Source organism: Pseudomonas sp. 5Vm1k (genome assembly GCF_056161485.1).
Genome location: NZ_JBSPCZ010000007.1, coordinates 52,012 through 66,144, shown reverse-complemented (window position 1 = coordinate 66,144; position 14,133 = coordinate 52,012). Strand labels below are relative to the sequence as shown.

Sequence of the window (14,133 nt, the reverse complement as noted above, 5' to 3'; positions counted from 1 at the left end):
CTGACACACCGCCTTCGCGAGCAAGCCCGCTCCCACAGGTTTTTTTTGCCTTTGATTCAGCGATCAAGCTCGTATAGGGTGGCGTTTTTGCCACCAGGGAGCTGGCCATGCTGCGTCTGAGCGCGCTTTATCGTTATCCGTTGAAATCCGGCAAGGGCGAGACCCTGCAACAGGTCAACCTCGACAAACTGGGCCTGGACGGGGATCGACGCTGGATGTTGGTGGACGAGGCCAGTGGGCGCTTCTTGACCCAGCGCGCAGTGGCGCAAATGAGCCAATTGTCGGCGCTGTGGAATGCCGATGGCGGCTTGACCCTCAGCGCGCCTGGCCATTCACCGATTGATATTGCCTTGCCCGGCACTGAAGCCGAACTGCGCGGTGTGACCATTTGGCGCGACACCTTGCGCGTGCCCGACGCCGGCGACGCAGCGGGGGCCTGGGTCAGCCAATTCATCGGCAAGCCGACACGGCTGGTGCAAGTGCCGCTGGATCGCGCGCGCACCACCCAGTCCGGTTACGGCAAGGACGACGACCAAGTGGCATTCGCCGATGGTTTTCCGCTGTTGCTGATTGGCCAAGCATCACTGGAAGACCTGTCGAGCAAAGTCGGGCGACCGCTGGAAATGCTGCGCTTCCGGCCCAATCTGGTGATCGAAGGCAGTGAGGCGTATGCCGAGGATGGCTGGAAGCGCATTTGCATCGGCGACGTCGAGTTTCGGGTGGTCAAGTCGTGCTCGCGTTGCATCCTGACGACGATCGATCCGCAGACCGGTTTACGCAGCGATGATCGCGAGCCCTTGGCCACGTTGCAGAAGTATCGGGCCGAGGAGGACGGTGCGATGTTCGGACAGAACCTGGTCAACGACAGCAACGGTCGACTTGAAGTCGGCATGCCGGTGACGATCCTCGAGTAAAAAGCCCTTGAACGAAAAATGCCCGTGTCCTTGGACACGGGCATTTTTTTGCGCTGTGAAAACCCAGGGTTTTAGCCGCGGTATTCGCACAGGTAAGCGGTGTCGACGGCCACTTTCAGCTGGAACTTGCTGTTGGCAGGTACGTTGAACTGGCTGCCGGCGGCGAAGGTTTCCCAGTCGCTGCTGTCTGGCAGTTTGACGGTCAGGGCGCCGGTCACCACGTGCATGATTTCACGCTGGCTGGTGCCGAATTCGTATTCGCCCGGGGCCATGACGCCGATGGTCGCAGGACCTTCAGCAGTGCCAAAGGCGATCGACTTGACGGTGCCGTCGAAGTACTCGTTGACTTTAAACATGGGCGATTCCTCGAAAAAGGGCTTAAAAGGGCCGGCCAGTATGCACAACGCCCCTTGCGCCGTCACCCTCCTAGACGGGAAGAACCAGCGGTAATAACCGCGCCGTATTACGTGCGTCTTCCAGTGCCCGATGCTGTTGACCATTGAATAGCATGCCAGCCAACTGCAGAGCGCCATTAAGCCCCAACGGGCGATCCAGCCGCCACGCCTTGGCGAAACGCTGCTTGAGGTTCATGTGTGGCACCTGGCTCAGGAAGCTGTCGAGTTGCAGGCGCTGCCATTCCTGAACCAATTGCTTGCGGTCGTAATCGCCCCAACTGGCCCAGCCTTCCAGCTGCGAGTGATGCTGGCCGAGCCAGACCTCGAACGCCGGCCAGACCTCGGTCAGCGGCTGCGCGGTATCGATATTGGCCTGAGTGATGTGGGTCAACTCGCGGCAAAACGGCGTCAGCAAAGGTCGACGCGTCGGGCGTACGAAGCGCTGGAATTGGTCCAGTTCCCGGCCTTTTCGGTCCACCAGGGTGGCACCGATTTCGATGATTTCCATCTCTGTGACTGGCCAGCCGCCCTCATCGGTGGTGGCTTCCAGATCAATGACCAACCAGTGAGGCATCGCAGGGTTCCTGGTATCCGCGTCCTGATAGGGCTTGAGCGTAGCCAAACCCGACGGATCCGCCTAGCGCCTTATTCGACCTCCAACAAAATTTGACGATTTTTGACCTGATCACCGACGCTGACCTGCAAACGTTTGAGCACACCGTCGATGCCGGATTTGAGTGGGTGCTCCATTTTCATCGCCTCCAGCACTACCAGCAGTTGTCCCTTGCTGACTGTGCTGCCCTCGCTGACCAGCACGTCGATGATGGCCCCGTCCATCGGTGCCTTGAGCGTGCCGGAGCTGATGCTGGCCTGGCTGCTGACCTGCATCTGAGTGCGATCCACCAGTCGCAGGCTGCCGGGGCGGGTGAACAACCAGAGTTCTCCTGCGATGAGGCGATAGGCGTGGCGCTGGCGGATGCCGTCGATTTCCAGGGTGGCCTGTTGTCCGTCGCTGTGGATGAGCTTCAGTTCGAGCGTTCGGTCACCGATCTGAAGCCGATAAGGTTGGTCAGGCTCCGCGTTCAATTCCACGGTCCAGTCCTTGTCCTCCACGCCGATGCGATAGTGCAGCGGCACGCTGGCGTTGTTGCGCCAGCCGGCCAGAGGTGCGGTGTGTTGCTGTGCTGATGCCTGATAGAGCAACGCCGTCGCGATGGCCAGTTCTTCGGCGCTCGGGACATGGGTATGCAGGCACGGATGGTCGGCGAAGTGCGTCGGGATAAACCCGGTGCTGAAGTCGCCGCTGATAAATTGCGGGTGTTCCAGCAGGCTGGCGAGCAGGCGCTGATTGTTTTGCACGCCCAGCAGCACGCTGTCCTGCACCGCGCGCACCAATTTGCGCCGGGCTTCTTCTCGGGTGGCGCCGTGGGCGATGAGTTTGCCGAGCAGCGGGTCGTAGAAGGGGCTGACATGCTGGCCCTCGATCAGGCCATGGTCGATCCGTACGCCGCTTTGCAACGCCGGCTCCCAGGCGTCGATACGCCCGGTTTGCGGCAGGAAACCCTGGGCCGGGTCTTCGGCATACAGGCGCACTTCGATGGCATGCCCGTTGAGTTGCACCTGATCCTGACGCAACGGCAGTGGCTGGCCTTCGGCGACGTGCAGTTGCCAGGCCACCAGGTCCAGGCCGGTGATCAGTTCAGTCACCGGGTGTTCCACTTGCAGCCGGGTGTTCATCTCCAGAAAGTAAAACTGCCCGCGCGCATCCAGCAGGAACTCCACGGTGCCGGCGCCGACATAGTTCACTGCGCGTCCAGCCTTGAGCGCCGCTTCGCCCATGGCCTGACGCAGTTCGGCGGTCATCACCGGGCAGGGCGCTTCCTCGATGATCTTCTGGTGTCGGCGCTGGATCGAGCAGTCGCGCTCGCCGAGGTAGATCAGGTTGCCATGCTGGTCGCCGAATACTTGAACCTCGACGTGGCGCGGATCGATCAGCGCCTGTTCGAGGATCAACTCATCGCTGCCAAACCCGTGCAGCGCTTCGGAGCGTGCAGTGCGCAGTTGCTCCAGCAAATCACTGGCGTCGTGCACCAGGCGCATGCCACGCCCGCCACCGCCGGCACTGGCCTTGATCATCAGCGGGTAGCCGATGCGCTCGGCTTCGCGGCTCAGGGTCGCATCGTCCTGTTCGGCACCTTGATAGCCGTTGATGCAGGGCACGCCGGCCGCGAGCATGGCAATTTTCGACAGGCGCTTGCTGCCCATTAATTCGATGGCTTCGGGGCTGGGGCCGATGAAGGTGATACCGGCCTGTTGACAGGCGAGGGCGAAGCCGGCGTTTTCCGAGAGAAAGCCATAACCTGGGTGGATCGCATCGGCGCCGGTGCGGCGAGCGGCCTCGATGATCGCCGGGATGTTCAAGTAGGACTGCTGCACCGGGGCCGGGCCGATGTTTACGGCTTCGTCGGCCATCTGCACGTGCAGGGCATCGACGTCGGCGTCGCTGAACACCGCGACGGTACGGTAACCCAGGGCCTGGGCGGTGCGCTGGATGCGGCAGGCGATTTCACCGCGGTTGGCGATCAGGATTTTGCGGAGTTCGGGCATGGGGTCTTCTCTAATGTTTTGCGGTGAAGTTGAGGGCCTCCTCGCGGGCAAGGCTCGCTCCTACAGGGGTTGTGTTTGCCGCAAATGTTGGGCACGACTGAAAACCTGTAGGAGCGAGGCTTGCCCGCGAAGCTTTTAAGTGGCCCACCCCGGTTTTCGTTTCTGCACAAAGGCCATCGTCCCCTCGACTCCCTCAGACCCGGTCACCGCGTCGCTGAACCACTCGGCCGCTTGATCCAACAATTCGTCGGAAGGCTGCCCGGCACTCGCCAGCAACAGTTTTTTGGTCAACGCATTCGCCCCCGGCGCGCAGCACAACACATGGGCCAACACTTCATCGAGGCGTTCGGCCAGGGCTTGCGGATCGTGCTCGACAAAATGCACCAGGCCCATTCGCCTCGCGTGAACACCATCGAACCGCGCTGCCGTCAGGGCCAGTCTTCGGGCCTGGGTCAGGCCGATGCGCTGGACCACGAACGGTGCGATCTGCGCCGGTAGCAAACCGAGACTGGTTTCGGGCAAACCGAATTGCGCCTGATGATCGGCCAGGGCCACGTCGCTGACGCAGGCCAGACCGAAACCACCGCCCAGCACCGCGCCTTGCAGCACCGTGATCACCACTTGCGGCGCGTGTTGCACTTCTTGCAGCAGCGCACCGAACGCCCGGTTCAAGTCGCGGTAGGCGTCCGGGCCTTGAGCGCGGGCGTTGGCCATGTCCTTGATGTCACCGCCTGCGCAGAAATGCCCGCCGGCACCGCCGATCACCAAGGCCCGCACGGCGTGGTCATCGCGCACCGCCGCCAGCACCGCGCGCAATTCGGCGACCATCTGCAAGCTCATGGCATTGCGGCTTTCCGGGCGGTTGAGGGTGATGTGAAGTACGCCATTGTGCAGTTCAAGCAACAGCGTCTGACAAACCGGCAGGCTGTTCATTTCTTTTTCCCCGGCAGGGTGCCCATGAGTTTGCAGATGATCCCCAGCATGATTTCGTCAGCGCCACCGCCAATCGATACCAGCCGCACATCGCGGTAGGCCCGAGCCACCGGGTTGTCCCACATAAAGCCCATGCCGCCCCAATATTGCAGGCAACTGTCGCTGACTTCCCGGCCCAGACGCCCGGCCTTGAGTTTGGCCATCGACGCCAGTCGGGTGACGTCCTGGCCTTTGATGTACTGCTCGGTGGCCTGGTAGACCAGCGCCCGCAAGCATTCGATTTCGGTTTGCAACTCAGCCAGGCGGAAGTGGATCACCTGGTTGTCGATCAGCGCGTTGCCGAAGGTCTTGCGCTCCTTGCAGTACTCGATGGTGCTGTCGATGCAGTATTCCAGGCCTTTGATCATGTTCGCCGCGCCGAACAGACGTTCCTCCTGGAACTGCAACATCTGCATCATGAACCCCGCGCCTTCGTGGCCAATGCGGTTGCGCTGTGGCACGCGCACGTTGTCGAAAAACACCTGGGCGGTTTCCGAACTGCGCATGCCGAGCTTGTCCAAGTGTGAGCTCAGACTGATGCCTGGCGTGTTCATCGGCACCATGATCAGCGACTTGTTCACGTGAGGTTTGTCGTCCGAGGTGTTGGCTAGCAGGCAGATGAAATCGGCGCTCGGCGAGTTGGTGATCCACATCTTGCTGCCGTTGATCACGTAGTCATCGCCGTCCTTGCGGGCGGTGGTTTTCAGCCCGGCGACGTCGGAGCCGGCACCGACTTCCGAAACGCCAATGCAGCCGACCTGCTCACCGGTGATCGCGGGCCTCAGGAACTCTTCACGCAATTCATCGGAGCCGAAGCGGGCGAGGGCCGGGGTGCACATGTCGGTTTGCACGCCGATGGACATCGGAATCCCGCCGCAATGAATGGTGCCGAACTCTTCGGCGGCGACGATCGAGTAGCTGTAGTCCAGGCCCATGCCACCGAATTTTTCCGGCTTGGAGATGCCCAGCAGTCCAAGGTCACCAGCCTTGCGGAAGATCTCATGGATCGGAAAGCGTCCGGCCTTTTCCCATTCTTCGACGTGCGGGTTGATCTCGTGATCGACGAATTGGCGAACGGTGCGGCGCAGTGCTTCGTGTTCCTGGGTGAAGATCATTTTTATTGTTCTCCTTTGATCCATGATCGTTTCCACGTCGAACCGTCTGCGTGGTAACGCCGCTATGGACGCTCTGCGTCCGCTTTTGGGACGGGGAACGTCCCGGGCTGCATTCCCACGCAGAGCGTGGGAACGATCAAAACCTCGCCACGCCGAAGCTGTTGGCTTGCAGCGGCCGAACCTCGGCCTCATGGCAGATATCCAGCAAATACCCGAGCAACGTCCGGGTGTCTCGTGGATCGATCAACCCGTCGTCCCACAAACTGGCGCTGCCGTAGAGTGCGGTGGACTGGCTATCGAGTTTCTGCGCGGTGACCTGCTCCAGCATGTCGAGCATTTTCGGGTCCGGCACCAAGCCATCCTTGAGCTGCTTGGCCTCGGTGACGATCCGCAGCACCTTGCCGGCCTGGGCGCCGCCCATCACCGCGGTGCGGCTGTTGGGCCAGGCGAAGATGAAGCGCGGGTCCAGACCACGACCACACATCGCGTAGTTGCCGGCACCGTAGGAACCGCCGACGACGATGGTCAGTTTCGGCACGCGGGCATTGGCCACCGCCTGGATCATCTTCGCGCCGTGCTTGATCACGCCTTGTTGCTCCGACTCGGTGCCAACCATGAACCCGGTGGTGTTGTGGAAAAACAGCAGCGGCGTCTGGCTCTGGTCGCAGAGCTGAATGAACTGCGCGGCTTTGCTCGCGCCCTTGGGCGTGATCGGGCCGTTGTTGCCGATGAAGCCGCAGGCGCGACCCTGGATTTTCAGGTGCCCGCAGATCGTCTGTTGATCGAACTCGCCTTTGAACTCGAGGAAGTTCGATGCGTCGGCAATTCGCGCAATGATTTCGCGCACGTCGTAAGGTTTTTTCGGATCATCCGGAATCAGGCCCAGCAAATCGTCGATGGGATAGAGCGGTTCTTTCCACTGCGGTTCGGGCAGCCACGGTAACTGCTCGTTCCACGACAACAGGCTGACAATCTCGCGCACCAGACGCACGCCCTCGGCATCGTTCTCGGCCAGGTACTCGGCGGTGCCCGCGGTTTGTGCGTGCATCTCGGCGCCGCCCAGATCTTCATCGGTGGCGACTTCGCCAGTGGCGGCTTTTAACAGTGGTGGGCCGGCGAGAAACAGCTTGGCCTTGCCACGCACCACCACCACGTAATCCGACAAGCCCGGTTGATACGCGCCACCCGCGGTGGCCGAGCCGTGGACCACGGTGATCTGCGGCAAACCCATGGCTGACATCCGCGCCTGATTGGCAAAGCTGCGCGCGCCTTCGATGAAAATCTCGGCGGCGTAATTGAGATTGGCACCACCGCTCTCGGCCAGGGTAATCACCGGCAGTTTGTTTTCCATGGCGATCTGTTGCAGGCGCAGGGATTTTTTCAAACCGCTGGGGGAAATGGTCCCGCCCTTGATCGCGCTGTTATTCGCCACGACCAGCACCCGCACGCCAGAGACATAGCCGATCCCGGCAATCAACCCGCCGCCGGCCGAACTGCCGTCCTTGTCGTCGTGCAATTTATAGCCGGCCAGGCTGGCCAGTTCGAGAAACGGCGCGCCGGGGTCGAGCAGCAAGTTAAGGCGTTCTCGGGGCAGCAGTTGGCCGCGTTTGTCGAATTTGGCCTTCGCTTCGGCGGCCTTGTTCAGCAGGTTCTGTTCGAGCTGGCGCACATGTTCGATGCCCACCAGCATCGCCGCGCGGTTTTGCGCGAACTGTTCGCTGAAAGGGTCGATCTGGGACTCGATCACCGGCATAGGTTATTCCTTGTCCTTGAGTACTTCGGGCCGTAGTACATCTGGTAAGTAGGCGCGGTGAAAGCCGTTATACGACTCGCTGTTCTGCGCCTTGTGAATCGGCCACGCGCGACCGCCCAGGCTCGCCGCACCGTCAATGCGCAACGTGCTGCCGCTGACAAACGCCGCTGCCGGGCTGAGCAGGAACACAATCGCCGCACTGACTTCCGATTCGGTACCGATACGCTTGAGTGGCACATGCTCGCGCAGGGTCGGGATCACCGCTTTGAACGCGCCTTCGTAGGTGTCCATGCCGCTGGAGGCAATCCAGCCCGGCGCCACGGCATTGACCCGCACCCCGGCGTAACCCCATTCGAACGCGGCGGTCTTGGTCAGGTTGTCCATGCCCGAGCGCGATGCACCCGAATGGCCCATGCCGGGCATGCCACCCCACATGTCGGCGAGCATGTTGACGATGGCCCCGCCATGTTTGCTCATGGACTGGTTGAACACTTCCCGGGCCATCAGGAAACCGCCCACCAGGTTGGTGCGCATCACGGTTTCGAAACCTTTCTGATTGATCGAGGCCAGTGGCGAGGGGAACTGGCCGCCGGCATTGTTGACCAGGCCATGAATTGGACCGAACAGGCGGATCAACTCGCTGACCAGATGCTTGACCGCTTCTTCCTCGCGGATATCGCAGGTCTTCCAGTCAGCCTTACCGCCGTCTTCGGCAATCTCGGCGGCCACGGTTTTCAGTTTGTCGGCATTGCGCCCCACCAGCAGCACGTGGGCGCCGAGGGCCGCCAGTTCGTGAGCGGTGCAACGGCCGATACCGCTGCCGCCGCCGGTGATGATGATGGTTTGGCCAGCGAACAGATCGGATTTGAAAATCGAGTCGTAAGCCATGGCAGCGGTCCTCTAGTTGACCTGGTCGGCGATGCTCTGGGGCACCGGAATCTGAATCTCCAGCAGTTGCTGGGCGAAGGCTTTGCCCTGCGGATCGATCCGCAGGCTGGCCACGCCGCCACCGCCGAGGGCGTTTTCCAGCAGGAAATTCAAGCTGTGGGTACCGGGCAAATACCAGCGCTCGACACGCCCGTGGACCGGGTCGAGCACGTGGCTCATCCAGTCGACGATCACCTCCGGCGTCAGCGCTTCGGCAATCCACGGCAGAAACTGCGGATGTCGTGCCATAACCCCGATATTGCTGTGATTGCCCTTGTCGCCGGAGCGGGCCACCGCGAGTTTGATCAGCGCAACACTGGCATCGGCTCGACCCTGGGGTTTGGGCAGCTCATGAGGACCGGGCAGGGCGGCGGTGTCCAGCGGATCGAGAGTCGGCAGGGCGCAGGGATGGCGTTGACCCTTGAGATCAATCTCCAGCGTGCAGGCCGTTTTGTCGATCAGGAACGAGAACAGCCGGATCAGCGGATACACCGTCGGCCGCCCACCGACGATACCGGTCAACCCCGGTGCCATGCCGGTGGCGGCCTGGGCGATTTCCCGGGAGAACACGATCAAGGCCTGCTTGCTCGGGTGGCGCACGGCGAGTTTGATCACCACTTCGCGGCTGTCCTGGCGCTGACCGTGCGGACCGTAGGTGGCTTCGCTGCCGAGCAGCTCGATGTTTACTTCACTGTAGGGCGCCCAGCCGCGCTGGCTGAAAATCTCCGACGTCTTGTTGATGATCGCTTCGCTGACCCGTCGGGCCTTGGCCACGGCATCGATGCCGGCAATCAGGCAACTGGCGGTGCAGCGGAAACCGTCCGGGTACGTGGCGCTGACCTTGTACTGATCAGTCGGCGGCAGGCCTTTGGCACCGTGCACCTGAACCGCGTTTTTGCCCTGTTGCTGAAGTTTGACCTGACTGAAATCGCAGACCACGTCCGGCAGCAGATAGGCGCGCGGGTCGCCGATTTCATAGAGCATCTGCTCGCCGACGGTCAGCGGCGTGACCAGCCCGCCGGAGCCTTCGGGTTTGCTGACGATGAACTGGCTGTCGGCGCTGACTTCGACGATGGGGAAACCGATGTGCTCGTAATCGGGCACCTCGCGCCAGTCGGTGAAGTTGCCGCCGGTGCACTGGGCGCCGCATTCGATGATGTGCCCGGCCAGCGCAGCCTGGGCCAATTTGTCGTAGTCGTGCCACGACCAGTTGAATTCATGCACCAGTGCGGCGCTGACCACGGCGCTGTCGACCACCCGCCCGGTAATAACGATGTCCGCCCCCAGGCGCAGCGCTTCGACGATGCCCGGCGCGCCGAGGTAAGCGTTGGTGGACACGCACATCGGTGGCAACGGCGCACCGCTGAACATTTCGCGGATGCCTTGGCTGCTGAGCTGTTTGAACTGTGGTTGCAGGTCATCACCCAGCAGCACGGCGATCTTCAGCGCCACACCGGCCTTGTCGCACGCCGTTTGCAGGGCGGCGGCGCAGGCTTGTGGATTGACCCCGCCGGCATTGCTGATGACGCGGATCTTTTGCTCGGCGAGTTGCGTTAGCAGGGGGCTGAGGACTTCGATGAAGTCACTGGCGTAGCCGGCCTGGGGGTCTTTCATCCGGGCGCCGGCCATAATCGACATGGTGATTTCGGCCAGGTAATCGAACACCAGATAGTCCAGCCGCCCGCCTTCTACCAGCTGCGCGGCGGCGGTCGAGGTGTCGCCCCAGAAGGCGCTGGCGCAACCGATGCGGATTGTTTTTGGCACAGTCAACTCCATGGTCAGCTCCGACGGAAGTGCTTCGAGACTACCAAGCAAGCGCTTGGTTTGTAAACGCCTGAAATATCTTCGCCCCAAGCGCTTGCTTGGTCGCCCCGGCCAGCTTAAATTGCCCGCGCAACCCCGCTGTTTTAGCGGCGAGCGGCGCATCTGACTGAACGACTGTAGGAGAGAACGGGTGGACGAGCAAAAAGCCCTGAGGGTGATGCGCGAATTGGTCGACAATGGCCAATTGACCGACCCGGACAGCGCTCGCGGCAAACTGCTGCAAGTGGCGGCTCATCTGTTTCGCAACAAAGGTTACGAACGCACCACAGTGCGCGATCTGGCCAGCGCCGTAGGCATTCAGTCGGGCAGTATTTTTCATCACTTCAAAAGCAAGGACGAGATCCTGCGCGCCGTGATGGAAGAAACCATTCGCTACAACACTGCGTTGATGCAGGCCGCCCTCGCCGAGGCCGGTAACGTGCGCGAGCGGGTGTTGGCGCTGATCCGCTGCGAATTGCAGTCAATCATGGGCGGCAGCGGCGAAGCCATGGCGGTGCTGGTCTACGAATGGCGTTCGTTGTCCGCAGAAGGGCAGGTCCAAGTGCTGGCTCTGCGCGATATTTATGAAGAGATCTGGTTGCAGGTGCTGGGTGAGGCCAAGGACGCCGGATTTATCCGCGGCGATGTGTTCATCACTCGGCGCTTCCTGACGGGTGCCCTGTCCTGGACCACCACCTGGTTTCGCGCCGGTGGCAGCATGAGCCTCGATCAATTGGCCGATGAAGCGTTGATTCTGGTGCTGGAAGAGCGGCAGTGAGACGTCTATCTCGACGATAAACTGGCTAAGTAGGCGAAACCGCCTAGCTTGAATGCATTGATGTGTATTTTTTCGGGGAGTGGGTTGTTTTGATGTCTTCACCAATTTGGACAGTGTCGCGGCTCTTGCTAGCGGCATTAGCGGTGCTATGGGTGTTGCCGTCCCAGGCGGCGCAACAGGTGCGGGTCGGCGCCGCGCATTTCCCGCCTTACACTGTGCGCCCGGAATCAGGTGCCGACACCGGTCTGTTGCCGCAATTGGTCGAAGCCCTGAATCAATTGCAAACCGATTATCAGTTTGTGCTGGTGCCGACCTCGATTCCCCGGCGTTTCGGTGATTTCAAGCAGGGTCGGGTGGACATGGCGATCTTCGAGAACCCGGACTGGGGCTGGAAGGACATTCCTCACACCACTGTCGACATGGGCCTGGAAGACGCCGAGATTTTTGTCGCGCAACGGGAAGCCGATCGTCGCGAGAGCTACTTTGCCGACCTCACGGGCAAACGTCTGGCACTGTTCAGTGGTTATCACTATGAATTCGCCAACTTCAATGCCGACCCGAAATTCCTTGCGCAGAATTTCAACGCCACGCTGACCTATTCCCATGACAGCAACCTGCTGATGGTCCTTCGCGGGCGCGCGGACATTGCTTTGGTCACGCGCTCCTATTTGAGCGATTACCTGCTGCGCAACGAGAAAGTCGCCGATCAGTTGCTGGTGTCCCAGCGCATCGATCAGGTTTACCACCACTACGCACTGCTCAGCCCGAACGCACCGATCAGTGGCCCGGCGTTCAGCAAGCTGCTGCAAGGCTTGCGCGATAACGGCCAGATGCTGAAGATTTTCGAGCCGTACAAGATTGCTGTGGTGCCGGTGCCCAAGCCCTGAAACGTGTCACAGGTCGCGGATTTAACCCGTTCGCTTAAATTTCCTGCCTCGGCTCACGTCACATCGTTGAACTGTCGACGATTACTGTGAGCCCGCCCCATGTCCAATCTGAATGACCTGACTGCCCTGGCGTTGCCGTCAGGGCGCAGTCTTGTAGCCGATGAAACCGAAAGCCGCCTGAGCCTCAGCCTGGAAGGGCAGCCGCTGATTCGCTTGCGCCTGAGCCGTGAGCCCGAGTTGCACATCGAGGTTGAAGAGCGCTTTGGCTTGCCCGCCGGTCAGGCATTCTGGGCGGCATGTTATTGGCTGTTTGCGCGTGATCCGGATTGCCAGCGCCTGACCTGGCGTCTGGGCGAAGCACCTACCGAAGCCTTGCTCAGCGGTTTGCTGATCCCGACCGAAAAGTTGGGTGAGTACCATTGCGAGCGCACGCTGTTCTGGCAGTTGCCGCAGCCGTGGCTGGGGCAATCTCTGACCGGCAGCTATCCGCAACAGATGGTCATCAGCACGGGCAAGCGTCATCCCTTGCGCCCGGCCAAACCTCGCGGCGAAGTCTATCGCCGTTTCGATGCACGTCTCGGCGCGTGGGTGTCCTTGCGAACGGTGGAGATCGAACAGGACCTGACGCGCTTCAATCGCTGGCAGAACAGCCCGCGGGTGGCCAGTTTCTGGCAGGAGGAGGGCAGCCTCGAGAAACATCGCGAATACCTGAGCAAGCTCGACGCCGACCCTCACACCCTGACGTTGATCGGTTGTTTCGACGACCAGCCGTTCGCCTACTTTGAAGCCTACTGGGCCAAGGAAGATCGCATCGCGCCGTTCTATGACGCCGGCGATTACGATCGTGGCATTCACATGTTGGTGGGGGAAGAGGCGCATCGCGGCCCGGACAAAGTGGCGAGCTGGTTATCGGCGCTGGTGCATTACCTGTTTCTCGACGATCCGCGCACCCAGCGCGTGGTCGCCGAGCCCCGCGCCGACAACGCGAAGATGATCGGGCACATGCACAACCAGTGTTTCCACTGCGAGAAAGAGTTCGACTTCCCGCACAAGCGCGCGGCGTTGATGGTGTTGGGGCGTGAGCGGTTTTTTGATCGGTGCAGGTTGGCGTGATGCTTGAGGCTCAAGATCCGTTGCGGTCTTGAGTCAGCCTTCGCGGGCAAGCCTCGCTCCTACAGGTTTAGCGTCGAACCACAATGGCACGGTTGGCGCTGAACCCGTAGGAGCGAGGCTTGCCCGCGAATGGGTGCGACAAAAATCTCAGATCTTAACGACGAGCGAACGTATCCGCCCGACTGCCCGACACCTTGCGGCAGTGCACCAGCGCATCGCGAATCATGAAATTCACCAGGGTCGGCGAGACGCCGAGTTCCTTGGCGATGTCCTTTTGCGGCACGCCGTGCAGGCGGTACATCTCGAAGGCATAACGCGTGCGGCTAGGCAGCTCGGTCAGCGCGTCAGCGATGTGTTCCAGGGTCGAAAAATTGATGTGCGAGGTTTCTGGCGAAGCGCCCTGGATCACCACGTTCAGACCTTCCTCTTCAGGGCCCGAATACTTCTGCTCCAGCGCCTGTTTGCGGTAGTGATCGATCGCCAGGTTGCGCACGATCTGGAACAGGTAACTGAGTTGAGCCTTGAACGAAGAGGTGATCTGCGGCGCCGATTGCAGCCGGAAGAACGCATCTTGCACCACGTCCTCAGCCCGCGACCGGCAGCCGGTAATGCGGGCTGCAATTTTGACCAGAATCAGTCGGTTGTCGACAAAAGCCTGAAGTAGCGGTGAATCGCACCTGCTTGTGGATACTTGTTCCGTCATGGAAATCACCTTGCTGCAAATAGGGTTGCGGGACGACAAGCGTTTCGGAGCCGTCCTACACATCGAGCGACAAATTATGTTGAATGATAATGATTGTCAATTGAGAAAGAGAATTAATGCTCCACAAAAGTGCAGAGTGAGAACTGCGACACGCAGGCAAGCCCGG

The 14,133-nt window shown here is 60.9% G+C and carries 13 protein-coding genes; 4 read left to right on the top strand and 9 right to left on the bottom strand.

Features of this window, described 5'->3' with window-relative positions:
* Positions 1-107 precede the first annotated feature (107 nt).
* On the top strand, positions 108-914 hold the full coding sequence (locus ACWIKB_RS15560) for an MOSC domain-containing protein (protein WP_475267943.1): 807 nt from the start codon (positions 108-110) through the stop codon (positions 912-914).
* Positions 915-985: 71 nt separating this feature from the next.
* Here the strand turns inward: ACWIKB_RS15560 and ppnP are convergent, their stop codons facing one another.
* From ppnP to ACWIKB_RS15520, 8 genes are all read right to left on the bottom strand, one after another.
* Complete coding sequence (gene ppnP / locus ACWIKB_RS15555) at positions 986-1,270, bottom strand: pyrimidine/purine nucleoside phosphorylase (RefSeq protein WP_054614024.1); 285 nt, start codon at positions 1,268-1,270, stop codon at positions 986-988.
* A 70-nt stretch (positions 1,271-1,340) separates the two neighbouring features.
* Positions 1,341-1,883, bottom strand: coding sequence for a 3'-5' exonuclease (locus ACWIKB_RS15550; protein ID WP_475267942.1), 543 nt, complete (start codon positions 1,881-1,883; stop codon positions 1,341-1,343).
* Positions 1,884-1,954: 71 nt separating this feature from the next.
* A complete protein-coding gene (locus ACWIKB_RS15545) occupies positions 1,955-3,916 on the bottom strand; it encodes an acetyl/propionyl/methylcrotonyl-CoA carboxylase subunit alpha (protein WP_475267940.1) in 1,962 nt (653 codons plus the stop codon).
* A 135-nt stretch (positions 3,917-4,051) separates the two neighbouring features.
* Positions 4,052-4,849: an enoyl-CoA hydratase/isomerase family protein gene (locus tag ACWIKB_RS15540; RefSeq protein WP_475267938.1), complete on the bottom strand. Its 798-nt coding sequence runs from the start codon at positions 4,847-4,849 to the stop codon at positions 4,052-4,054.
* Entirely contained in the window at positions 4,846-6,003 is a 1,158-nt protein-coding gene (gene atuD, locus ACWIKB_RS15535) for a citronellyl-CoA dehydrogenase (protein WP_427628436.1), read from the bottom strand. Before atuD ends, ACWIKB_RS15540 begins: the two co-directional genes overlap by 4 nt.
* A 136-nt stretch (positions 6,004-6,139) precedes the next feature.
* Entirely contained in the window at positions 6,140-7,756 is a 1,617-nt protein-coding gene (gene atuC, locus ACWIKB_RS15530; RefSeq protein ID WP_475267936.1) for a geranyl-CoA carboxylase subunit beta, read from the bottom strand.
* A gap of 3 nt (positions 7,757-7,759) precedes the next feature.
* On the bottom strand, positions 7,760-8,644 hold the full coding sequence (locus ACWIKB_RS15525) for an SDR family oxidoreductase (protein ID WP_475267934.1): 885 nt from the start codon (positions 8,642-8,644) through the stop codon (positions 7,760-7,762).
* Between the two features lie 12 nt (positions 8,645-8,656).
* The gene (locus ACWIKB_RS15520; RefSeq protein WP_475267933.1) at positions 8,657-10,447 is read right to left on the bottom strand and encodes an acyclic terpene utilization AtuA family protein; all 1,791 of its coding nucleotides are present in this window, start codon (positions 10,445-10,447) and stop codon (positions 8,657-8,659) included.
* A 190-nt stretch (positions 10,448-10,637) separates the two neighbouring features.
* Here ACWIKB_RS15520 and ACWIKB_RS15515 point away from each other — a divergent pair, with 190 nt between their 5' ends.
* The 3 genes from ACWIKB_RS15515 to ACWIKB_RS15505 all read left to right on the top strand — a co-directional run bounded on the left by ACWIKB_RS15515 (position 10,638) and on the right by ACWIKB_RS15505 (position 13,264).
* Positions 10,638-11,264 carry a TetR/AcrR family transcriptional regulator gene (locus ACWIKB_RS15515; protein ID WP_475267931.1) on the top strand — a complete coding sequence of 209 codons (627 nt, stop codon included), beginning with the start codon at positions 10,638-10,640 and terminating at the stop codon, positions 11,262-11,264.
* Between the two features lie 92 nt (positions 11,265-11,356).
* Positions 11,357-12,151: a substrate-binding periplasmic protein gene (locus tag ACWIKB_RS15510; RefSeq protein WP_475267929.1), complete on the top strand. Its 795-nt coding sequence runs from the start codon at positions 11,357-11,359 to the stop codon at positions 12,149-12,151.
* A gap of 99 nt (positions 12,152-12,250) precedes the next feature.
* Positions 12,251-13,264, top strand: coding sequence for a GNAT family N-acetyltransferase (locus tag ACWIKB_RS15505; protein ID WP_475267927.1), 1,014 nt, complete (start codon positions 12,251-12,253; stop codon positions 13,262-13,264).
* Positions 13,265-13,418: 154 nt separating this feature from the next.
* On the opposite strand, the gene ACWIKB_RS15500 is transcribed toward ACWIKB_RS15505, so the two are convergent.
* A complete protein-coding gene (locus ACWIKB_RS15500) occupies positions 13,419-13,967 on the bottom strand; it encodes an RNA polymerase factor sigma-70 (RefSeq protein WP_054614033.1) in 549 nt (182 codons plus the stop codon).
* Between the last annotated feature and the right edge of the window lie 166 nt (positions 13,968-14,133).

Excerpts from the sequence above, each read along its gene's own strand:
- ACWIKB_RS15560 (WP_475267943.1), top strand. The coding sequence starts at position 108 with ATGCTGCGTCTGAGCGCGCTTTATCGTTATCCGTTGAAATCCGGCAAG.
- ppnP (WP_054614024.1), bottom strand. The coding sequence starts at position 1,270 with ATGTTTAAAGTCAACGAGTACTTCGACGGCACCGTCAAGTCGATCGCC.
- ACWIKB_RS15550 (WP_475267942.1), bottom strand. The coding sequence starts at position 1,883 with ATGCCTCACTGGTTGGTCATTGATCTGGAAGCCACCACCGATGAGGGC.
- ACWIKB_RS15545 (WP_475267940.1), bottom strand. The coding sequence starts at position 3,916 with ATGCCCGAACTCCGCAAAATCCTGATCGCCAACCGCGGTGAAATCGCC.
- ACWIKB_RS15540 (WP_475267938.1), bottom strand. The coding sequence starts at position 4,849 with ATGAACAGCCTGCCGGTTTGTCAGACGCTGTTGCTTGAACTGCACAAT.
- atuD (WP_427628436.1), bottom strand. The coding sequence starts at position 6,003 with ATGATCTTCACCCAGGAACACGAAGCACTGCGCCGCACCGTTCGCCAA.
- atuC (WP_475267936.1), bottom strand. The coding sequence starts at position 7,756 with ATGCCGGTGATCGAGTCCCAGATCGACCCTTTCAGCGAACAGTTCGCG.
- ACWIKB_RS15525 (WP_475267934.1), bottom strand. The coding sequence starts at position 8,644 with ATGGCTTACGACTCGATTTTCAAATCCGATCTGTTCGCTGGCCAAACC.
- ACWIKB_RS15510 (WP_475267929.1), top strand. The coding sequence starts at position 11,357 with ATGTCTTCACCAATTTGGACAGTGTCGCGGCTCTTGCTAGCGGCATTA.
- ACWIKB_RS15505 (WP_475267927.1), top strand. The coding sequence starts at position 12,251 with ATGTCCAATCTGAATGACCTGACTGCCCTGGCGTTGCCGTCAGGGCGC.
- ACWIKB_RS15500 (WP_054614033.1), bottom strand. The coding sequence starts at position 13,967 with ATGACGGAACAAGTATCCACAAGCAGGTGCGATTCACCGCTACTTCAG.